Origin of the sequence: Rossellomorea sp. DA94 (assembly GCF_029834455.1) — a bacterium.
Lineage (GTDB): Bacteria > Bacillota > Bacilli > Bacillales > Bacillaceae_B > Rossellomorea > Rossellomorea vietnamensis.
Window position 1 is genome coordinate 2,374,124 of record NZ_CP122397.1, and the last position, 21,848, is coordinate 2,395,971.

At 42.5% G+C, this 21,848-nt stretch carries 19 protein-coding genes and 1 pseudogene; 18 read left to right on the forward strand and 2 right to left on the reverse strand.

Features of this window, described 5'->3' with window-relative positions; translation table 11 throughout:
* Nucleotides 1-9: 9 nt before the first annotated feature.
* From glpK to P8596_RS12330, 4 genes are all read left to right on the forward strand, one after another.
* Nucleotides 10-1,500, forward strand: coding sequence for a glycerol kinase GlpK (gene glpK, locus P8596_RS12315; RefSeq protein WP_224519974.1), 1,491 nt, complete (start codon nucleotides 10-12; stop codon nucleotides 1,498-1,500).
* A gap of 173 nt (nucleotides 1,501-1,673) precedes the next feature.
* Nucleotides 1,674-3,338: a glycerol-3-phosphate dehydrogenase/oxidase gene (locus P8596_RS12320; protein WP_279724030.1), complete on the forward strand. Its 1,665-nt coding sequence runs from the start codon at nucleotides 1,674-1,676 to the stop codon at nucleotides 3,336-3,338.
* 446 nt (nucleotides 3,339-3,784) lie between these two features.
* On the forward strand, nucleotides 3,785-4,198 hold the full coding sequence (locus tag P8596_RS12325; protein ID WP_079532580.1) for an NUDIX domain-containing protein: 414 nt from the start codon (nucleotides 3,785-3,787) through the stop codon (nucleotides 4,196-4,198).
* Between the two features lie 28 nt (nucleotides 4,199-4,226).
* Entirely contained in the window at nucleotides 4,227-4,670 is a 444-nt protein-coding gene (locus tag P8596_RS12330; RefSeq protein WP_082197404.1) for a DUF4064 domain-containing protein, read from the forward strand.
* Between the two features lie 227 nt (nucleotides 4,671-4,897).
* Here the strand turns inward: P8596_RS12330 and P8596_RS23900 are convergent, their stop codons facing one another.
* Entirely contained in the window at nucleotides 4,898-5,005 is a 108-nt protein-coding gene (locus P8596_RS23900) for a putative holin-like toxin (RefSeq protein WP_411388011.1), read from the reverse strand.
* Nucleotides 5,006-5,245: 240 nt separating this feature from the next.
* Here P8596_RS23900 and P8596_RS12340 point away from each other — a divergent pair, with 240 nt between their 5' ends.
* From P8596_RS12340 to P8596_RS12375, 8 genes are all read left to right on the forward strand, one after another.
* Complete coding sequence (locus P8596_RS12340; RefSeq protein ID WP_279724031.1) at nucleotides 5,246-6,343, forward strand: M24 family metallopeptidase; 1,098 nt, start codon at nucleotides 5,246-5,248, stop codon at nucleotides 6,341-6,343.
* Nucleotides 6,344-6,494: 151 nt separating this feature from the next.
* Nucleotides 6,495-6,938 carry a DUF6376 family protein gene (locus tag P8596_RS12345; RefSeq protein WP_279724032.1) on the forward strand — a complete coding sequence of 148 codons (444 nt, stop codon included), beginning with the start codon at nucleotides 6,495-6,497 and terminating at the stop codon, nucleotides 6,936-6,938.
* 185 nt (nucleotides 6,939-7,123) lie between these two features.
* On the forward strand, nucleotides 7,124-9,286 hold the full coding sequence (locus P8596_RS12350; RefSeq protein ID WP_279724033.1) for a DNA topoisomerase III: 2,163 nt from the start codon (nucleotides 7,124-7,126) through the stop codon (nucleotides 9,284-9,286).
* Nucleotides 9,287-9,433: 147 nt separating this feature from the next.
* Complete coding sequence (locus P8596_RS12355; protein WP_371928676.1) at nucleotides 9,434-10,087, forward strand: type 1 glutamine amidotransferase domain-containing protein; 654 nt, start codon at nucleotides 9,434-9,436, stop codon at nucleotides 10,085-10,087.
* Between the two features lie 110 nt (nucleotides 10,088-10,197).
* Entirely contained in the window at nucleotides 10,198-10,578 is a 381-nt protein-coding gene (locus P8596_RS12360; protein WP_279724034.1) for a CidA/LrgA family protein, read from the forward strand.
* Complete coding sequence (locus P8596_RS12365) at nucleotides 10,562-11,248, forward strand: LrgB family protein (protein WP_279724035.1); 687 nt, start codon at nucleotides 10,562-10,564, stop codon at nucleotides 11,246-11,248. The genes P8596_RS12360 and P8596_RS12365 overlap by 17 nt, the downstream gene beginning before the upstream one ends.
* Before the next feature lie 163 nt (nucleotides 11,249-11,411).
* On the forward strand, nucleotides 11,412-12,155 hold the full coding sequence (gene map / locus P8596_RS12370; protein ID WP_224519965.1) for a type I methionyl aminopeptidase: 744 nt from the start codon (nucleotides 11,412-11,414) through the stop codon (nucleotides 12,153-12,155).
* Between the two features lie 308 nt (nucleotides 12,156-12,463).
* Complete coding sequence (locus P8596_RS12375) at nucleotides 12,464-13,750, forward strand: globin-coupled sensor protein (protein ID WP_224519964.1); 1,287 nt, start codon at nucleotides 12,464-12,466, stop codon at nucleotides 13,748-13,750.
* A 48-nt stretch (nucleotides 13,751-13,798) separates the two neighbouring features.
* Here the strand turns inward: P8596_RS12375 and P8596_RS12380 are convergent, their stop codons facing one another.
* Nucleotides 13,799-13,954 (reverse strand): DUF8096 family protein, encoded by a 156-nt coding sequence (locus tag P8596_RS12380; protein WP_098440347.1) that lies wholly within the window; start codon nucleotides 13,952-13,954, stop codon nucleotides 13,799-13,801.
* 403 nt (nucleotides 13,955-14,357) lie between these two features.
* Here P8596_RS12380 and P8596_RS12385 point away from each other — a divergent pair, with 403 nt between their 5' ends.
* The 6 genes and pseudogenes from P8596_RS12385 (at nucleotide 14,358) to P8596_RS12410 (ending at nucleotide 21,812) form a co-directional block, all read left to right on the forward strand.
* Complete coding sequence (locus tag P8596_RS12385; RefSeq protein WP_279724036.1) at nucleotides 14,358-15,170, forward strand: 3D domain-containing protein; 813 nt, start codon at nucleotides 14,358-14,360, stop codon at nucleotides 15,168-15,170.
* 305 nt (nucleotides 15,171-15,475) lie between these two features.
* Nucleotides 15,476-16,048 carry a 3D domain-containing protein gene (locus P8596_RS12390; RefSeq protein WP_279724037.1) on the forward strand — a complete coding sequence of 191 codons (573 nt, stop codon included), beginning with the start codon at nucleotides 15,476-15,478 and terminating at the stop codon, nucleotides 16,046-16,048.
* 742 nt (nucleotides 16,049-16,790) lie between these two features.
* A complete protein-coding gene (locus tag P8596_RS12395; RefSeq protein ID WP_034759323.1) occupies nucleotides 16,791-18,320 on the forward strand; it encodes a glycine betaine uptake BCCT transporter in 1,530 nt (509 codons plus the stop codon).
* Between the two features lie 276 nt (nucleotides 18,321-18,596).
* Nucleotides 18,597-18,677: pseudogene (locus tag P8596_RS12400) on the forward strand (YjcZ family sporulation protein); the annotation flags it as partial.
* Between the two features lie 147 nt (nucleotides 18,678-18,824).
* Nucleotides 18,825-19,466 (forward strand): lytic transglycosylase domain-containing protein, encoded by a 642-nt coding sequence (locus P8596_RS12405; RefSeq protein ID WP_254651549.1) that lies wholly within the window; start codon nucleotides 18,825-18,827, stop codon nucleotides 19,464-19,466.
* A 123-nt stretch (nucleotides 19,467-19,589) separates the two neighbouring features.
* Nucleotides 19,590-21,812: a DEAD/DEAH box helicase gene (locus P8596_RS12410; protein ID WP_279724038.1), complete on the forward strand. Its 2,223-nt coding sequence runs from the start codon at nucleotides 19,590-19,592 to the stop codon at nucleotides 21,810-21,812.
* The last annotated feature ends 36 nt before the right edge of the window (nucleotides 21,813-21,848 follow it).

Consider the following 21,848-nt stretch of genomic DNA (forward strand, 5'->3'; position numbering starts at 1 on the left):
GGGTTATCAATGGAAAAGTTTATTTTATCTTTGGATCAGGGAACTACAAGCTCAAGAGCCATCCTTTTTAATAAAAAAGGGGAAATCGTTCATACTGCTCAAAAGGAGTTTACTCAGCATTTTCCTAAACCGGGCTGGGTAGAACATAGTGCAAATGAAATTTGGGGATCTGTCCTTGCCGTCATTGCAAGCGTTTTATCGGAATCCAGTGTGAAACCCGATCAAATCGAAGGAATCGGAATCACGAACCAACGTGAAACAACCGTTGTATGGGATAAAGAGACAGGCGACCCGGTATATAATGCGATCGTGTGGCAATCACGACAAACCGCCGGGATCTGTGAGGAATTAAAATCACAGGGACTAAACGATACCTTCCGTGATAAAACCGGATTGCTGATTGATGCCTATTTCTCCGGTACGAAGGTGAAATGGATCCTCGACAATGTCGAAGGTGTAAAGCAAAAGGCGGAAGAAGGAAAGCTTCTGTTCGGAACGATCGACACGTGGCTGATCTGGAAAATGTCTGGTGGAACGGCTCACGTAACGGACTACTCAAACGCTTCACGTACCCTTATGTATAATATCCATGACTTGAAATGGGACGAAGAGCTCCTTGATATTCTCGGTGTACCTGCAAGTATGCTTCCAGAGGTCCGTCCCTCATCAGAAGTGTATGGGAAAACGGTTCCGTATCATTTCTTTGGTAGAGAAATCCCGATTGCAGGTGCTGCAGGGGATCAGCAGGCCGCATTATTCGGACAGGCCTGTTATGAGAAAGGGATGGCGAAGAATACGTACGGGACAGGCTGCTTTATGCTCATGAATACAGGTGAGAAAGCGGTGAAGTCTGACAATGGTCTATTAACGACCCTGGCATGGGGAATCGACGGAAAGGTGGAATATGCCCTTGAAGGCAGTATTTTCGTTGCCGGTTCTGCCATCCAGTGGCTTCGCGATGGACTCCGGATGCTGAAAGATGCGAAGGATAGCCAGGAGTATGCAGAGAAAGTGGACTCAACAGATGGCGTATATGTTGTCCCTGCATTCGTTGGCCTGGGCACTCCTTATTGGGATAGTGACGTCCGGGGTGCAGTGTTTGGATTAACCCGCGGTACCTCTAAGGAACATTTTGTAAGAGCCACATTGGAATCCCTTGCTTATCAGACAAAGGATGTATTGACAGCCATGGAAGCCGATTCAGGAATTTCCCTTAAGAAACTGAGAGTCGATGGAGGGGCAGTCAAGAATGATTTCTTAATGCAATTCCAAAGTGACTTACTATCCGTACCGGTAGAGCGTCCAGTGGTCAATGAAACCACCGCATTAGGTGCTGCCTACCTTGCAGGGCTTGCCGTCGGTTTCTGGAAAGATCGCGAAGAAATCTCCAAACAGTGGAATAAAGATAAACAGTTCGAACCGGAAATGGCCGTTGAGACACAGGAAGAACTATATGGCGGCTGGAAAAAAGCTGTAAAAGCAGCTATGGCTTTTAAATAATTAGAACTTATGATATAATGAACCCAAGTTAATAAAACGGTTAGAGATCAAGAGAGACCAAACTCGCATTATGGCACATTTAGGCCATGATGTTAGTTTCGGTCTCTTTTTTTATGGTTAAACAGTAGAGTAAGAGCAGAAATCATTTCTTTAATTCTTAGGAGGAACCAACTATGACATTTTCAAGTACTGCACGAGAAGAAGTAAAACATACACTGTCATCCAATCATTTCGACCTGATTGTAATCGGGGGAGGTATTACAGGTGCAGGGATTGCCCTTGATGCATCCAAGCGTGGAATGAAAGTCGCCCTTGTGGAAATGCAGGATTTTGCCGCTGGTACATCCAGCCGTTCCACAAAATTGGTTCACGGCGGACTTCGTTACTTAAAACAATTCGAAGTCAAAATGGTGGCTGAAGTGGGAAAAGAACGTGAAATCGTATATGAAAACGGGCCACATGTCACTACTCCTGAATGGATGCTGTTACCCCTTCATAAAGGAGGAACATTCGGTAAATTCAGCACATCAATCGGCTTGAAGGTCTATGACTATCTTGCGGGTGTCAAAAGAAGTGAAAGGCGATCCATGCTGTCGGTATCAGAAACATTAACGAAAGAGCCACTCGTCAAAAAGGATGGGTTGAAGGGCGGAGGTTATTATGTAGAATATCGTACCGACGATGCCCGTTTAACCATTGAAGTCATGAAGGAAGCAGTTGCACATGGGGCAACGGTTCTAAACTACATGAAATCCCAAAGATTCCTGTATGACAACAAGAAAGTTGTCGGGATAGAAGCAGAAGACCTGGTATCAGGGGAAACGATCGACATTCGCGGATCAAAAATCGTCAACGCTGCAGGTCCTTGGGTCGATGATGTCCGTGGCAAGGATTACAGTACGAATAATAAACAACTCCGCCTGACCAAGGGAGTCCACCTTGTCATCGATCAAAGCAAATTCCCTCTTCAACAGGCCGTCTATTTTGATACACCTGATGGACGTATGGTATTTGCGATTCCTCGTGATGGGAAAGCGTATGTAGGGACTACGGATACATTCTTTGACTCTGATAAAGCATCTCCTCATATGACATCAGAAGACAGGGATTATATCTTGAATGCGATTCACTTCATGTTCCCCGATGTGTCAGTGGGGAAAGAGGATGTGGAATCCAGCTGGGCAGGCGTGCGCCCACTGATATTCGAAAAAGGAAAGGATCCTTCTGAGATTTCGCGTAAAGATGAAGTGTGGGAAGCGGAAAGCGGACTGATCACCATTGCAGGCGGTAAGCTGACGGGGTACCGTAAAATGGGGGAACATGTTGTCGATCTTGTTTCTAAACGGCTAAAAGAAGAGAGAAAACAGAAATTCCCTGCTTCTGCGACGAAGCATATGCCGATATCCGGCGGTCATGTAGGGGGCTCGAAGAATTTCCAATCCTTCATTGACCAAAAGGCAGGGGAAGCCCTTCAATATGGTTTATCAGAGGCCGAGGGCAGGAAGCTCGCAGGAATGTACGGTTCTAATGTGGATCAACTATTCAAGCTAGCTCATGCCTACAGTGGATCAACGGATGAAAGGTCCGTCCCTCCTTACTTGTACGCCCAGCTGATTTATGCGATTCAGGAAGAGATGGCTGCTACACCCGTGGATTTCTTCATTCGACGGACGGGCGCATTGTTCTTTGACCGTGAGTGGGTAGAGAAGTGGAAGGAACCAGTCATTGAGATGATGTCCAAATTGTTGAATTGGACTTCGGTACAGAAGGACAAATACACTGCTGATTTAAACGAGGAATTAAAAAATGCAGTAGTTCCAGTAGATTTGCAGTCATAAGGTTAAAAAACGGCAGAAAAAATTTTCTGCCGTTTTTTTAGTCATTCGATCACCTTCATCAAACATGCATGATGAATTATGCTTACAATTATATAAATATATGAAATGAAGCTGAAACCGCCTAAACCGTGCATTTCATTTATTGAGAGAACTTTAGATCCGTGCAGAGGGAAGTTGAGGGAACGGGGCCGTTACGGTAGAGTAAGAGTAGAAATTGACACGACTCCTCGTTAAAAGGCAGGCTTCAATGGGATGAAGCCTGCCCTTTTTTTGTATTCTAACTACTAACGTATCTCAGTGAACGAACCAGTAATGGCTAAATTAATAAAGGGATGAAAAGGAACGGGTTGAAGTCTGAAAATAAAGAATTTTATCCTGATAAAGGAGAATTTTGTCAATAGGGCGAATATGAATTAAGGAGATTCAATCTGAAGTGAGGTGAATGAATGAACGAATGGAAAGGGGCATCTGCCCTATGTATGAATGAAGGGCGTTTATTAATGGTTTTACAGGGAAAAGAAGAGGAAGAGAAACGATGGTCGGTCCCTTCTGGTGGTCTTGAAAAAGGGGAAACCCTCAGGGAGTGTTGTAAGCGGGAAGTTTGGGAAGAGACCGGCTATAGGGTGGATGTAGGAAAACACCTTTATACCAAGTGGGGGTGTGAAGGCAGGATTTCCACTACCATTCACTATTATGAAGTCCAACTTCTTGGAGGAGTAGCCACGCTTCAAGATCCCGATCAATTAATACATAGAATTGAATGGATCTCCCTCCAAGAGTTAAAAGATCTGCCCCTGGGCTTTCCTGAGGATCAATCCATCCTGGAGGCCTATATGAGCAAGAAACACAATATACTATAGAGAACTCAATTATTAAGGAGAGATTTGAATGGTGAAGCGTACTGGTGAAGTCATTATGGGAGTGATCGGAATTGTCTTATCCGCATTATTTTCCATCATTGGAATCGTACTGAACATGGGCATGAACAGCCCGGAAGTGATGTCCCAAATCGAAGAAGGAATGGAAAGTGACCCGAATTTGCAGGAATCAGGGATGACTGCAGGGGATATGAGTGCCATCATGGAAACGGCTGAATCAATGGGTTCTTATCTGGTGATATTAGGAATCATTGCATCCATCCTTGGTATCATTGCTGTTATGACCATTGTCAAAAATAAAAAGCCTGTACTATCCGGTATCATGTTTATCCTTGCCGCACTTGTGGTCGGACTTGGAACAATAGGATTCGGGTTCATTCCTGGACTTTTATTCTTAATCGCAGGCATCATGGCCTTTGTTCGTAAACCCAAAAGAACCGAAACTGTTTATTAAAGTGAATAGCTTAGGGAATCCTCTCTGAGCTTCTTTTTTTACTCGTCCATATCTTGCTTTCCGTTAGAAAATATACTATCTTAAAAGGAGAGTATAAAGTAAAACAAGAGACACTGGCGGCAACCAATGTCTCTTGCTACACAGCAAACTGCAAGGAAAGCAGTGGCCCAATAGAGAAAGGAATATAACTCTACCCTTCAAAGTTTAGGCGCTTCATGAGGGTGGGGTTATTTCTTTTTGTCATGTGAAATAACTATGGCAATGATGGAGACAATTAAAGAGCCAAAGGTAATCATTAGCGTTAACGCCTCATACGTTGTCACTATAAGCACCACCTCCTTCTATAAGGAAGTGGCCACTCCCACCCTACATTCACTGTATAATCAGATTATATCACAAACGCCCTCCATCCTTTATAGGCAAGAGGTAGGAAAAGCCTGCCTCATCAAAAACACACACCCGGCAAGACCTTTCCCACACTAGAATCATTTCAAACTTTCCTCGAAATATGTTAGCATAGATATGCTCACATTAAACGATTACATAACATCATGACACTCAAGGAGGAATACACATTGAAACACCGCATAGAAATGTTGAAAAATTGGTTGAAAGAAGAGAACATTGAGGCAGCATTTATCAATTCAACTGAAAACGTATTTTACTTAACAAATTTCCACACAGATCCACATGAAAGATTAATGGGATTGTTCGTATTTCCGGAAGCCGAACCTTTTGTAGTGGTTCCAGGAATGGAAGCGAGACAGGTGAAGGATGCCGGTTGGGATAACGAAGTAATTGGCTACTCAGACCACGAAAATCCCTGGGACTTTATTTCGGAAGCCATTCAGGCAAGAAAAATCACCGGCAAAAAAGTGGCATTTGAGAATGAGGTCGTCACTTATGGACGCAGTCAGGCGTTTTTAAACATATTCGATTCACCACATGTGGTGAACGTTGAAGACAAATTAAATGAAATGCGCTTAGTCAAGGATGAGGGTGAGATTGCGATCATGCGCCGAGCAGCGGAAATGGCTGACTATGGGGTAGAAGTAGGTGTGAGCGCACTTCAAGAAGGCATTACTGAAATGGAAGTCCTTGCGAAGATTGAGTATGAATTAAAGAAAAAGGGAATCCGTGAAATGTCATTCTCTACAATGGTTCTCTTCGGTGAGAAGGCTGGAGATCCACATGGTAATCCGGGAGACCGTAAACTGAAAGCCGGAGACTTAGTCCTGTTTGATCTCGGGGTTGTCCTGGAAGGATATACGTCTGATATCACCCGTACAGTCGCTTATAAGTCAGTGTCTGATAAACAGAAGGAAATCTACAACACTGTTTTAAAAGCGGAGCTCGCTTCCTTAGAAGCAAGCAAGCCGGGTAATCGCATAGGCGATCTGGATCAAGTTGCACGTGACATCATTACAGATGCAGGATACGGTGACTACTTCCCCCATCGAATCGGGCATGGATTAGGTATCAACGTCCATGAATTCCCTTCCATGAGTCATTTAAATGATGGCATATTAAAAGAAGGCATGACATACACAATAGAGCCAGGTATTTACGTGCCGGAAATCGGTGGTGTCAGGATTGAAGATGACGTCCTCATCACAAAGGACGGGCATACTACTTTAACCAACTACCCAAAAGAACTTCGAATCATTGAATAAACACAGAAGGCTAACGTATAAGCGTTGGCCTTCTTTTTTTTGCATGACCCCGAATCTTCATATAGATCGACCTTACACCAAAATAAGTGAAACTTTTAACGAGAACGTGCGTACATACAGGGGAAGGAACATAACAGGGAGGACCGAGTACATGAAAAAATTACTGATTCTCATATCATTCAGTTTCATTACACTGACTGGCTGCGGCATATTGGAAGAGGCCAATAACAGTTTAACCTATGTAGACAAAATGACCGACTACCTGAACGAGGCAGAACAATTTGCCAATGATCTTCCCGCTTTAATGGAAAATGCTGCTGCTGATTCATCTTCTATTCCAGAACTTGAGACGAGACTTATTGATATGAAAAATGAAATCAAGGAAATCAATGATTTGAATCCTCCTAAGCTAGCTGACGATATTCACCAAAAAGTGGAGGGATATAACCAACAAGCGTTGGAAGGAATCGATCGGGCTCTAGTCGAAATTGATAAAGGGGAAGTTCAAATATCCGAGCTCAAGAATCTTGAAATCGTGAATACATTCAACCAATTACAAGACATCAAAGGAAACTTGGAAAATCTAGGGCAATAATCGACGGGTGTTACAGATACAAAGTCTGTAACACCTTTTTACATACTGAATGAACAGGTAGAACCCTCATATGGAACAACGGGCTTATGATTCATGACATACACGTCTGATTTTCATTTTTATAGAACAGCCGTTCTTAAAAAATGGTATAATGATAAAATCAATAAAGTGAAAAGGAGAATGTTATGAAAGTCGTAATAGCTGAAAAACCCGACCAGGGAGCGACCCTTGCCAAGCCTTTTTCTCATAGGAAACGACAAGGATATATCGAGATCCATCCAAACGATGTGTTCCCGAAAGGTGCTTATATTACGTGGGCAGTAGGACATCTTTTTCAGCTTCAAGCCCCTGAGAAGTATGAAAGCAAATGGAAGAAATGGACACTGAACGACCTTCCGATCATTCCTATCAGGTTTCAATATGAGTTGCAGAGGGCGAAAGCGAAACAATTCTCCGTCATCAAAGAGCTTCTTAAAAAAAACGAAGTCACAGAGATCATTCATGCAGGTGATGCGGGGCGTGAAGGGGAATTAATCATCCGGAATATCATTTCCATGTCCAAGGTTCAGAAGCCCATGAAGCGACTATGGATTTCATCCCTGACTGAGAAAGCCATCATTCAAGGATTCGAGAGTCTGCGGGAAGAAGCAGAAATGAGAAGCTTATATTATGAAGCCTATTCCAGGGCATGTGCCGATTGGCTTGTGGGTATGAATGCTTCAAGGGTGTACAGTATCCTGCTAAAAGAGCAGGGTATGTCCGATGTATTTTCTGCAGGCAGGGTTCAAACTCCCACTCTGGCCCTCATCGTGAGAAGGGAAGAAGAGATTGACCAATTTAAGAGCGAACCCTTTTGGGAAGTGAAAGCAACCTTTCACATCGGCGATCACACTTATGAAGGGGTATGGCAGAAAGATGGAGAAAGCCGGATTCAATCACGGGAGCTTGCTGAAAGAATCGCTTCTTTTTGTCAAAACAAACCTGCAACGGTCAGTAAATTGAACACCGAAAGGAAAGAGTTCGCACCACCCTTACTATTCAATCTTTCAGCCCTGCAGGCAACCATTAATAAAATGTATAAGTTCTCCCCTAAGAAAACATTGGATGTGCTGCAGAAACTGTATCAAAAAGGGATCGTCTCTTATCCAAGATCTGATTCACAATATGTCACGAAAGGTGAAGCTGAAAGCTTTCCTGAAATATTGAACAAACTGAAAGAGTTCAGCCCTTATAATCATTGGATCCCAACTCCCCATGCAAGCATCATGAACAATAAACGTTTTGTGAATGAAGCAAAGGTATCGGATCACTACGCGATTATCCCTACTGAGCAAGTAACAGATCCCGATTCCCTATCAGATGATGAACGGAAGATCTATGATGTCGTCGTTAAACGCTTTATCGCGGCACACCACGACAAAGCGATCATCCATTACACGACCATCTCAACGGTAGTAGATGAACGAGCTGAGTTTGTTTCGAAAGGGAAGCAGATTTTACAGGAAGGCTGGCGTAAGGTTCTCATGCAAAACGAAAAAGAAGAGGAACCTCTCCTGCCACCTGTCGAAGAACAGGATAAAGGCGTCGTAAAGAAGGTCGTGACCAAAGAAGGGAAAACACAGCCCCCGAAACGGTACACAGAAGGACAACTCATCACCTTAATGAAGACGGCCGGTAAATATATGGACAATGATGAGCTTGAAAAAGTGTTGAAACAAACAGAGGGCCTTGGGACGGAAGCGACCCGGGCAGGCATCATCACCATGCTCAAAGATCGCAAGTACATTGATATCCAAAAAAATATAGTCTTTCCCACTGATAAAGCAAAGGTATTGATACGAGCCATAGGAGATAATGTGTTAGCTTCTGCAGAAATGACGGCTAAGTGGGAGCAGCGCCTCCAGGAAATAGGAAAAGGACGGGCATCTGCTCCTGAATTCATGGAGCAAGTGAAGAAATTAAGTGAACGACTCGTTCAAAACGCCCTCCAGGAATCCACCGCATGGACGTTTGAGGATTTGGATACAGATTCTATACAGAGAACGAAGGGACGAGGCGGAAAACGAGCTTCCAAAACAAGTATCGGTAACTGCTTGAAATGTGGCGGGAAAGTGATTGATAAAGGGAAATTCTATGGATGCTCCAATTATCAACGTACGAAGTGCAGCTTTACCATCTCCAAAACTATCTTATCAAAAAGAATTACCCAGAAAATCGCAAAACAAGTATTAACCGAAGGCAAATCCGATCGAATCGACGGATTTAAAAAAGGCGAAAAGGAATTCTCCGCTTACCTGAGCTGGGATGCCAATCAGAAAAAAATCCAATTCCAATTTGATATCAACTAGTGTAAAACGACTCCTTCCTGTAAGGGTCGTTTTCTTATATCAGAACCCCTATTAAGTCACCAATGCTTCAAAAGAAGTTTAATTTTATGTGAAATGGATAAAACAATAGAGTGATAAGAAAACAGAGAATTAAATGGAGGGTATACATTGAAAAAGATATTAATGGTCTTAACAAATGAAAGTAAGATTGATGACGAACATGAAACTGGTCTGTGGTTATCCGAGTTCGCAGAACCATACGAAGAATTTAAGAACCAAGGTTTTGGGGTGGATGTGGCAAGTTTAAAAGGTGGTCGCATCCCATTGGATCCGAACAGCCTTGATGATGAACAAGTGGAGAAATGGAAAGGGGTCACGAAAGAACTGGATCAAACGCTGGTCCTTTCCCAATTAAATGTAAATGAATATGTCGGTATCTTCTTACCAGGTGGACACGGGACGATGTTTGACCTGCCTGAAAGCCCTGAACTTCAACAGGCATTAGTCCACTTTGCTGAGAATGATAAAGCGATCGGTTCCGTCTGCCACGGTCCGGCTGGGTTTGTCGGGACGAAATTATCCAATGGTAAATGGCTGGTTGAAGGAAAAAGCTTGACTGCCTTCACAAATGAAGAAGAACAGCAAACCGGTCTTGATTCACTGATGCCGTTCTTATTAGAAACAAAATTGAGGGAACAGGGAGCTCAATTCGAAAAATCGGATGCATGGAGCAATCATGTCATCACTGACGGTAAGTTTGTGACAGGACAAAATCCACAATCGAGTCAAGCAGCAGCAGAAGCGTTCATTAAAGTATTATAATACATTACGATTACAGAGCGTGGACCAGGTCCATGCTCTTTTTTATTACACTCATACTCCCCATCAATGTGATAAAATCAGGAGAAGAATATAGTTGAAGGGTGAAGCATATGCAGGCAATCCGGGTCCTTATCCAAATGGCGATTCTTTGTTTATTTTATGAAGCAGGAAAATGGTGTACCGCCTTCTTCCATTTACCGATACCCGGCAGCATTATCGGGATGCTATTATTATTCCTACTGTTAGTAATAGGTGTACTGAATGAACGCCTTCTGTTGGACGGTTCAGGATTCTTTCTAAGGCACTTCTCCTTCTTTTTCCTGCCCTTATCTGTCAGTGCGATTATTCTGGGACCCTATTTTATCGACTATGGCTGGAAACTCCTTATCATTCTCATTGTCAGCGGGCTGGTTGGCTTTTTGGCCACTTCCATGTCAGCAGAAGGGTTCATTAAATGGAAGGAGAAAAGAAAATATGACCGGTCTTATTAATTCTCTACTTACAATAGGAATTACTCTCCTTTATTTTTCTTTGGGTGTAAAGATTCATAAACGCTGGCCGAATCCTTTAACGATTCCAATATTTTTAAGTACGATTGCGATGATTGCCACATTACTTACTTTAGATATATCCTATAAAAAATTTGCCCATGACACATCATTCATCACGTATTTGCTTGGCCCTGCAACAGTATCTCTTGCATATCCCCTTTATCAACACCGGCAATTGCTTATGAAAAACTTCCAGCCGATCCTGGTGGGCATCCTGTTTGGAAGCGGCTTGTCCATGCTAGTATCCTATACCTTCAGCATGTGGTTGGGGATTCCGGATGAGTGGAACCGTTCATTGCTGATCAAGACCATTACAACGCCTGTCGCAGTTGAGATCGGAAACGTAATCGGGGCTAAGATCGAGGTCATCCCCACGGTCGTCATCGTTACAGGGATGATAGGGGCCATGATCATCCCGTCCCTCTTGAAAGTGATGGGAATCAAGCACCCCATTGCCAGGGGACTCCCATTCGGAGTCATCTCCCATGGGGTTGGTACGGCACAAGCCATCAAAGAAGGGGAAAAAGAAGGAGCCGTCAGTGGTGCCGCCATGGCGTTGACCGCTACCATCATGTCCTTTGTCATTCCCTTACTCTTTCTATTGATTTAATTATTCTCCACGGAGGAAGCTACTGATAGAATGCACCTCAAAGCAGGAAACAGGGCTTGCCAGGAAGTGATACATATTCATCAACACAGGGGCTTTCCCTTTAAAAATGAATGAGGTTTCTGTATAGTAAGGGAAGGAAATTCAAAAAGAGAAGGAAGATATTATGATTGTCAAAACTGATGAAGATTTACAAGCATTAAAAGAAATTGGCCGTATTGTCGCAATGATCCGCGATGAATTGCGCTCTCAAACAAAGCCCGGCGTAACCACGAAGGAACTTGATGATATCGCAGGGAAAATGTTTGAAGAAAATGGTGCGATTTCAGGTCCTAAAGGAGAATATGACTTCCCGGGGTATACATGTATTAGTGTAAATGAAGAAGTTGCCCACGGGATTCCCGGAGAAAGAGTGATTAACGAAGGGGATCTTGTCAATATAGACGTTTCAGGATCAAAAAATGGATATTATGCGGATACAGGCATTTCATTTGTTGTCGGAATGGGTGATCCCAAGCTTCAAGATTTATGCGACGCTGCATTAAAGTCTTTCCAGGCAGGTCTTCAAAAGGCAAAAGCCGGTTCTAAACAAAATGGGATTGGAAAAGCCGTGAATAATGAAGCCAGAAAAAATGGCTATACGGTCATCATGAACCTGACCGGTCATGGTGTGGGGCGTTCCCTGCACGAGAAGCCTGATCATATCCTTAATTACTTCGATCCATGGGATAACGCTCTCTTGAAGGAGGGCATGGTCATAGCCTTTGAACCATTCATCTCCACCAAAGCGCAAAACGTAGTGGAGAAAGGGGACGGTTGGACTTACATCACACCAGACAACAGCCTGGTCGCCCAAATTGAACACACCATCATCATCACCCAAAACGAACCCATCATCATCACAGAATAAGGCGTGAGGGACGTACCTCGATTCCCAGGAGCAGCTCCTGGGAGTCAAGGTACGTCCCTCTCTTTGTATATGTTTTGTACAACCATGCACGGGATCGTGAGGCAAGTGGGGAATCCTGCCCAATAAATGTCCCCAGGGTATCATGAAGGGTGGGGAGGACTAATATAATCCATTGTATCAGGACATTGAAATTTTTGAAATTTTACAAACAAAATGATTGTCATAGGAAAAAAGTTGGGGTAAAGTAAAGATATTGATATTGTACAAAATTTATACATACTAACTGAAAAATCGGAGGCACCCCCAAAATGGCTGTATTATTTTCAAGAAAACCTAAGACCGAACCCGTAGTGATACCTAAATCAAATGTCATTGTCTTAAACGATCAGAAGCTGAATGAACGGCTTCATTACATGCAGTTTCAGGAGCACCATTTACAGGAATTAAAAGAAATCCTCCCTGTCTACGATCAAATTTCCGATACCTTGCTCGATACTGTACTTGATCATTTATACAAGCATCCAAGCTTAGTGGAGATTGCCGAGAATCATTCAAGCCGGGAGCGATTAAAATCCGTATTCAACGATTATTTCCGTTCTTTATTTTCAGGTGAGTTGAATGAAGAGTATTTCTCAATGAGGGAACGTATGGGAAAAACCCATAATCGGAATGGGGTTACAATCGATTGGTTTATTTCGACTTACACTACCATTCAACATTTACTTATCCCAAAAATTGTAGAACTGTACCAAAACGAACCTTCTAAACTTGCATCTGTCCTTGTAGCAATCGACCATGGTATCCATTTGGATGCAAGCATTGTTTCAGAATACTATATTCAGAGCAGGATGGACGAGCTTGAAAAGCTGCATCAGGAAAACCAGGCATTGCAACTGGAAATGCTCAATATGAATACAGAACTGGGTTCATCACTCAGCCAAACGGAACAAAGCCTGAATGAAACTGCCAAAAAAGCTGAAAGCATACGTGCAGAATCGGAAAATACCGAAAAAAGCAGTAAAAATCTTCTTCAACTTTCAAAAATGAATAAAGATCAAACGGATCACATGATAGAAAGCTTTGGCGTCATCACAGAGCAAATCAACACGCTCCTCAAAGAAATTCAGGGGGTAAAAAACATTGCAGAACAAATCACGCCTCTCTCCAACTCAATCCAGCAAATTGCTGAGCAGACGAATCTTCTAGCATTAAATGCATCCATTGAAGCAGCACGTGCAGGAAATGAGGGCAGGGGATTTGCAGTCGTTGCATCGGAGGTGCGAAAGCTTGCCGAAGATTCCAAAGAACTCAGCACGTCCATTCATCAATTGGTGAACGAAAGCAATAAACAAATCGGAGTTGTCTCAAATCGTGTTCGGAACATGACCGACCTGACCGAAAACTCCCGCAAGGAAATCGGGAATGTGCAAAGCGGGATCATGACGGTCCAGATGGAAATGGAAAACTATATGGATATGTTTAAAAGAAACCAATCAGAATTAAATCATATCGTAGAAGCAATCAAGAAGATCAATCATACTACAGACGAGTTGGTTCAATTTGCTTCAACCATCATTCAGAAAATAAACAAATAGAAAGAAAGGGGAAACCGGATTCAACCGGTTTCCCCTTTCTTTTCCTTGCTATACGATTTTGGTTTTCCCGCATTCCTGGCACTTACGATAAAACTTCCCATCCAGTACTCTTGATTTGAAAATATTATTTCCACACTCGCAACGGCCACTATGCTCGTCGGGATCATCTTTATAAAGAACTACAATCTCTTCTTGGTTTTCCATTCCAGTACTCCTCCATTGCAAACCATTCTTCTTTTTATAGTATAGAGGGAACAGTCAAGCTTGTTAAGGAAAAATCGTCACGATCCGCTAATAAATACGATTCCTTCAAAGATTTTATGCCGCTAAGCGGCCTTGTCTCTCCTAATTCCCAGTTAACTAAGTACGAATACTCCCCAACATTAAATCCATAAATATCCTTAATATCTATATTATTCTAAACATTTTTCCATAGTATTCCTCTACATGATAGTTTATACAGGAAATCGCTTTCTATTACAGTAGTGAAATATTCTTGACGCACGATGTTAAAGTTCCTGTTATTGAATTGAGATTTTACTATGTTAGTATTTTCCCTGTTAGCAAAAATAAATAAACCGCTAGCTACATAAGGAGGAATTTTTCTATGAAACTAAAAAAATCGATTATTTCTGTGGCTGCATTTACAACACTTGCAGTATCTGGTGGAGCTAGCGCTTCAGCACAAGACATAGAAGTAAAAAAAGGCGACACTTTATGGGGACTTGCAAAAGAATACGGAACAACTGTTGATCAACTCATGACATGGAATAACCTGGGTTCATCCATCATTTATCCTGATCAGGAATTACAGGTTTCTTCAAAGGAATACTATACAGTGAAAAAAGGTGACACTCTTTGGGCAATTTCATCTCTATATGGCATTTCAGTAGACAGCTTACAAGGATGGAACGCACTTGAAAGTGACCTGATTGTCCCTGGACAAGAATTAGTCATCAACTTAGACGATAAAGCACCTTCAGCTACTGCACATACTTCTGAGAAGGCAGAAGCTCCTGCTCCAGAACCAAAAGCAGAAGTAGCTCCAGAAGCTGAAGCACCTGCAGCGGAAACAGCAGAAGCAAAACCAGCACAAGCTGAACCTGCTACAGAAGATAAGGCAGTAAAAGAACTAACAGTAGAAGCAACTGCCTATACGGCCGATTGTGCAGGTTGTTCAGGTACAACAGCAACCGGTGTGAACCTTAAAGAAAATCCGGATGCGAAAGTGATTGCAGTAGACCCTAATGTCATCCCACTTGGATCTAAAGTATATGTTGAAGGCTACGGCTATGCTACTGCAGAAGATACTGGTGGAGCGATCAAAGGGAACCGAATCGATGTTTTCATCCCATCAAAGGATCAAGCTGTTGATTTTGGAAGAAAAACAGTAAATGTAAAAATTCTTGAAACAAACTAATAGATGACAAACCACCGGGACATGTCCCGGTGGTTTTTTTTTATTTATTCCCGCATGGTGTTTTTTCAACATTCCTTCTATTATATTTCTTTTCAAAGAAACGCCTCTGATTCCAACATTTATTCCCTTTACATGAAATAAGTAGGGAAGTGGCTGCCGTTTTCTTCGGAATAGTAGAAATATTACACGCTTGTCATCTAATTGTTATTGCTTTATAAACAGTTTGTTATGTGTATGAGGTAAGGCTATGTTACTATTTCAACTGTTGGTCCAAGGACTAAACATAAAAGGAGGAATTTGACAAGATGAAAAAAGGTTTATTTTCCATTTTTTCCTTCGCAGTTTTTCTTTCAATCGGACTTGCTTCTGCTTCTGCAGAGAGTAATGATACTGCTATCAATGATTATCATAATATAGAAGAAGGCGATATCCTTTGGGAAATCGCCAACCGATATCATGTTTCCGTCGACGAGGTCGGCACGCGCAAACAATTGTTAGAAGAAGGGTATTCTGTGAATGATGATTCTAAAAACGGGGAAGCAGTAAAAGCTGCAAAGACTCCCGATCAAGAGAAAAATAATGTCGTGAAAGAATTAGATATCACAGCAACCGCTTATACCGCTCATTGTGAAGGGTGTATCGGTATTACGAAGACAGGTGTGGATCTGATTGAGAATCCTGATGCCAGAGTCATTGCTGTTGATCCAAGCGTCATTCCACTAGGTTCCAAAGTATATATTGAAGGATACGGTTATGCCCGTGCCGAAGATACCGGTGGAGCGATCAAAGGGAACCGCATCGATATCTATATGGAAAAAGAAAAAGATGCCCTTCAATATGGTGTAAGAGATGTGAAAGTCAAAATCATTAAAGAATAGCCAAAAGGACGCTGATCAGCGTCCTTTTTTATTGATTTTCTTTTCCTCCATGCTTTACTTAAGTCCTTTTTTAGCGGAGGGAGCGACGGATTTCAATTCGATTTCCTCACCCATCTGCTGTTGTGCCAATTTTTTTGCTGCTTCATGCTGTGTTCGTTTGTTATTATTTTTCATCGGATTTCCTCCTCACATTGTTCTTTTTATTTGTTCCACCAAGAGAGAGGTTTCACCACACTAAATTCATGTCAAAATTACCAATTCATTCTTTTCAATATCCGGCACTGATTGTGTTCCCTTTCGCTATAGACCACCCTATATAGCAATAAACTCTCACCAAGTCATAACAATGACCATTGTTTATACAGCGTTTTCATTTCCAATCAAACGCCATTTAAAAATAGTGATAATAAGACGGAAAGCCATCTAAAAGAAAGGGAATGAAAACGAGAAATTGACAAATACTAATAAAAATAATGATGGTTTTCACTTGCAAAGTTAAACTTCTTTCTGATAGGGTAACAAATGTTGGTTTTATAAGAGAGTGACAAGGGAATAGGTAATAAGTAATCATTCCCTCATCCTCAGAATGCACATTTTCCCATTTGCATTAACCGGGGCTCTTCGATGAGGGGTCTAGTACAGTAGGTGTACATACAGTTTCCAGAACACCTCGAATCCCACTGTAGTTCCCTTCGTTAGGAAAGAGCCAAAACAAAAACCTGAATATGGAAAGGAGAATTTTATGAAGAGGATATCAAATGTTTTTTGGATTACCGTCATTTTGGTTGCTGCTTCCGTTGCATATGGAGCCATCGCACCAAATTCGTTTGAAACGGTAACAGCAAAAATGCAAACTTTCATCACTTCAACTTTTGGTTGGTATTATCTTATTTTAGTTACAGTGATCGTCATCTTCTGTGTGTTCTTAATCTTTAGTCCAATGGGAACGATTCGATTAGGAAAACCGGATGAGAAACCTGAGTACACAAGAGGAACATGGTTCGCCATGTTGTTTAGTGCAGGAATGGGAATTGGTTTAGTATTCTGGGGGGCAGCCGAACCGCTGTCTCACTATATGACCCCGCCAACGGCAGAAGGGGGAACCGACCTTGCGATCAAGGAATCGATGCGTTATACGTTCTTCCACTGGGGGATTCACGCATGGGGGATCTATGCGATCGTTGCTTTAGCACTTGCATACTCTAAATTCCGTAAAGATGAGCCTGGTTTAATCTCGGCGACTTTGAAGCCGATCTTTGGCGATAAGATGAATGGGCCACTTGGGACAATCATCGATGTTCTGGCTGTATTTGCTACGGTTGTAGGGGTAGCCACAACCCTTGGGTTTGGGGCGGCACAAATCAACGGTGGATTATCTTATCTATTGGACATCCCGAATAACTTCACAGTCCAGGCAATCATCATCGGGGTTGTGACAGTGCTGTTCATGATTTCTGCATGGTCAGGGTTAAGTAAAGGAATCAAGTACTTATCCAATACAAATATGGTTCTCGCCGTATTACTTCTCGTATTGGTATTCTTTATTGGACCTACTTTATTAATCCTCAACATGTTTACTGACACAATCGGAGCCTATATTCAAAATATCGCAGCAATGAGCTTCAGGATCGCTCCATTAAATGAAGAGCACCGCACATGGATCAATGGTTGGACCATTTTCTACTGGGCTTGGTGGATTTCATGGTCACCGTTCGTGGGTATCTTCATCGCACGTGTCTCAAGAGGTAGAACGATTCGTGAATTCCTGATTGGGGTATTATTATTACCGGCTCTAGTCAGCTTCATCTGGTTCGCAACCTTTGGGACATCCGCCATTGAAGTTCAGCAAGCCGGCGCGGCTCTTTCTGATTTGAAAACAGAAGAGGTACTGTTTGCCGTCTTTAACGGATTTGAATGGTCAACGATCCTTTCAGTCATTGCCATCACACTGATTGGAACTTTCTTTATCACATCTGCCGACTCGGCTACATTCGTGTTAGGGATGCAAACGACTTATGGTTCATTAACACCTCCAAACTATGTAAAATTAACTTGGGGACTGGCACAGTCTACCGTTGCATTAATTTTGCTTTACAGCGGTGGGTTACAGGCTTTACAGAATGCATTGATCGTCGCAGCACTGCCATTCTCTGTGATCATGGCACTTATGATGGTTTCTCTGTACAAGTCACTGAACCAGGAGAAAAAGGAACTTGGTTTATACATTAAACCGAAGCCAAGAAAAACAAAAGAACCTAAGGAACATATGTAAACGACTTAAAAGCGCCTGGATATTTCCAGGCGCTTTATTTATGTCCTGATAAGGTTCAACTAGACATTTTACTCATTTTTTCATTCAATAATAGATTAAAAAGCCTTTATTCATGCATACTTTAAGCCGTTTACAGAACATTGATAAAAAGTGGTGGATGATTTTAATTAACCTACATTTTGTCCACTACATACATTAATATCGTAGTAAGATAACTGGAGGTGACTGATGATGTATGGATATGGATACCCTGGATATGGATATGGCTGCGGTGGTGGTGGCTACGCTGGTGGTTTCGCGTTAATCGTAGTTTTATTCATCCTTTTAATTATCGTTGGAGCAGCGTTTGTTTGTTAACAATAAATAGATAATGGATAGATGCCCCTTAGCTGCAGAGAGCCTTCTGCTTAGGGGCATCTTTTTTTATACATAATGGATTGTCATAAATGCATTCTCATATTAGAATACAAAGAGCAGCCAAAACCTTGTAAAGGATCGACTTCAATGACAAAAAAACCGGCCAGAAAAAAGCAGTCCAGTAAAAAAAAGCAATCATCACCCTTTAGAATCCTTCTCATCCCCATCACCATTTTAGCTATTTATTATGCCCTCAATTATGACGACCCATCATTTAATCTCTCATCCATCGGAAAAGATGAGATACCTTCTGAGTATATCCCCATCTATAAGGCAGCTGAAGAGGAATACGGAGTACCCTGGTATCTACTAGCTGCCCACCACAGGGTTGAAACGAAATTCTCGACCATGAAGTCCCTCGTCTCTCCAGCGGGGGCAGAGGGCCACATGCAGTTTATGCCCTGTACCTTTGTGGGCTGGTCCCATCCTAGTTGTTCTGGACTTGGAAAAGGGGATATCCCACCAGATCAAAAAACGGACCCTGCCGTCATAGAAAAATATGGCGGATATGGCGTGGATGCAAACGGGGATGGAAAAGCCGATCCTTTTCAGATGGAGGATGCCATATTCAGTGCCGCCAACTATCTCGCTCATAACGGAGCCGCTGACGGAAAGCTTGAACAAGCTGTATATGCATATAACCACAGCGAACAATATGTTGAAGATGTCCTGTATTATGCAGACCGATTCGTGGAAGAGGAAGAGGAAAATACTGGACAACCAATGTAATGGGGGAATCATCAGAAAGAATCATTTCTTTGAAATGGTTCTTTTTTGAATTCCTATACACTCTCTCAATAAATTGTTATGATAAAGGTCTTGAACTTTTATCGGATGACAAAGGTGATTACAATGAAGATAACAGACATGATAGAAGAGTGGAAATCTGCTTTGGATATGGAGATCCTGCAGTTGAAAAAACGGGAAACGAACGGGATCCTCATCGAGGAGGGAAGATGCATCCGTAAAGAAGAAGGTACCTATATTTACTGGTTCACCCTTCACTATCCCACCTCGCTGCCTGAAGGTGGAAGCGTCATATATAAACGGAAACATTCTTCAACCCAGGGGGTCGTGATTAATTCAGAGGAACGGGAATGCATCATAGAGCTCGATCAGTTCCTCGGGGATACAGTATCATACGGACAGATCCTTCACGAACCCTGGGATATTCTTGAGAAGCTGATGGAACGGTTGGATGAAGCAAGGGAACGACACGGGAAAACCCAGCGAATCCGGAAGGTGATGTTTCCAGATCATGCTCAAAGGCATCCAGCAGTCGAATACAAGACCCCATTGCATGAAGCTTATGTAAGAAGTAAATATAATCCTGTAACGTATCTGTGGGGACCACCTGGAACAGGCAAGACTTATACCCTGGCAAGAGTGGCGTCTTATCATTATTCAGAAGGGAAGAAAGTGCTGCTTCTCTCCCATAGTAATGCAGCAGTGGATGTATTAATAGAAGAAATGCATCACTTTCTAAGCAGCCATGACCGTTGGACCCCTGGAGAGGTGATCCGGTACGGTACAAGCAGGAAAACCTATAGTGCCGATGTGACGGATTTAAGCGCCCTTCAATTACTGGAACAACAGGATCCGACTCTTTCCGAGGAAAAAGAGAAGGTAGAAAAGTACAGGAGAAGGTTAAAAAACAAACTGTCGAAAACCTATTCTTCCTATGATTCAGAGAGATTGTCCCATCTAGAGGTACACTATCAAAAAATCAAGGAAACATTTAAGAGAAGGGAAGGAGAGTTGGTTTCGGAGGCAAAAGTGATCGGAACCACCCTCTCAAAGGCGGCCATTGACCGACTTCTGTATGAAGAGGAATTCGATTTAGTGATTGTGGATGAGGCAAGCATGGCCTATATACCTCAAGTTGCATTCGCTGCATCCCTGGGGAAGAAGATCATCATATGTGGAGATTTCAAACAACTTCCACCCATCTCCACTTCCTTTCATCCCCTGGCAGCCAAATGGCTGAAGGAGGACATCTTTCATGCAGCCGGAGTGGCAGGATCCGTAGCAAAAGGGTTGGATCACCCGCATCTCTTACTACTCCCGGAACAAAGGAGGATGCACCCTAGCATTTCGGCATTCACCAATCGATATATTTATCATTCAAGGGTGGGGGATCATCATTCGATCAAAACGATTCGGGAGAACATTACAAATAAGAAACCTTTCCCGTCACATGGAGCGGTGCTATTTTCCCTGAGAGAAGGGACGGAGTGGGCAGATACTCAAAAAGGATCAAGATGGAATCTGTTGTCCAGCTTAGTCACGATTCAGCTGGCGCTTCAGTCCATCCATGATGGGTTACTTTCCATTGGGATTGTGACCCCGTATCGGGCCCAAGCCAAATGGTATAATCTCTTACTGGATGAACTGGTAAAGAGTATTGCCCCTTCAGCCGACTTATACGCCGCCACTGTACATGGATTTCAAGGGTCGGAAAATGATATGATCCTATTCGATTTAGTCGACGGGGAATCCCATGGCAGTCCGGGTACGTTGATTACCCGGAAGGGCAGCGAGAGGCTGATCAACGTAGCCGTCACCCGCGCCAAGGGGAAATTCATTTTAGTGGGGAATGATGGATTCATTCAGGAAAAGACTCATCCTTCTAAAGCTGTACATCAATTCATTTCTCACCTTAAGCAGGAAGTCCATAACGAAACGAGCGCATCACTCATTCCAACTTCTATAAAGAAAATGAAGTGGTTCAGAAGTGGTGACCATCATAAGCTCAGTAAAGATATGGAAGCTGCAAAATCTGAAATCATAGTGAATGTCAGGGATTTAAAAGAAATCCCACATGATATGATGCGTGTTTTACAAATGGCAGCAAAGGATAAACAGGTGACGATCTTCAGTCAAACAGGCAGCGGTTCCCATTTGTCTTCAAGTGTCAAAATAAAAAAATCCACCACCCAGATACCATTTATCGCTTTCGATGAAAAAGTAATCTGGTTCAATTCTTTCACAAAGGAAGCGAATCGATTTCCTTTCCAGGTGAGAATCTTATCAAAAAAAATAATCCGCCAGTTCTTCAAAATAATTGAAGAATAAATAAACGGTGATCCTCCTGAGTTGCTTTCTTCCTCA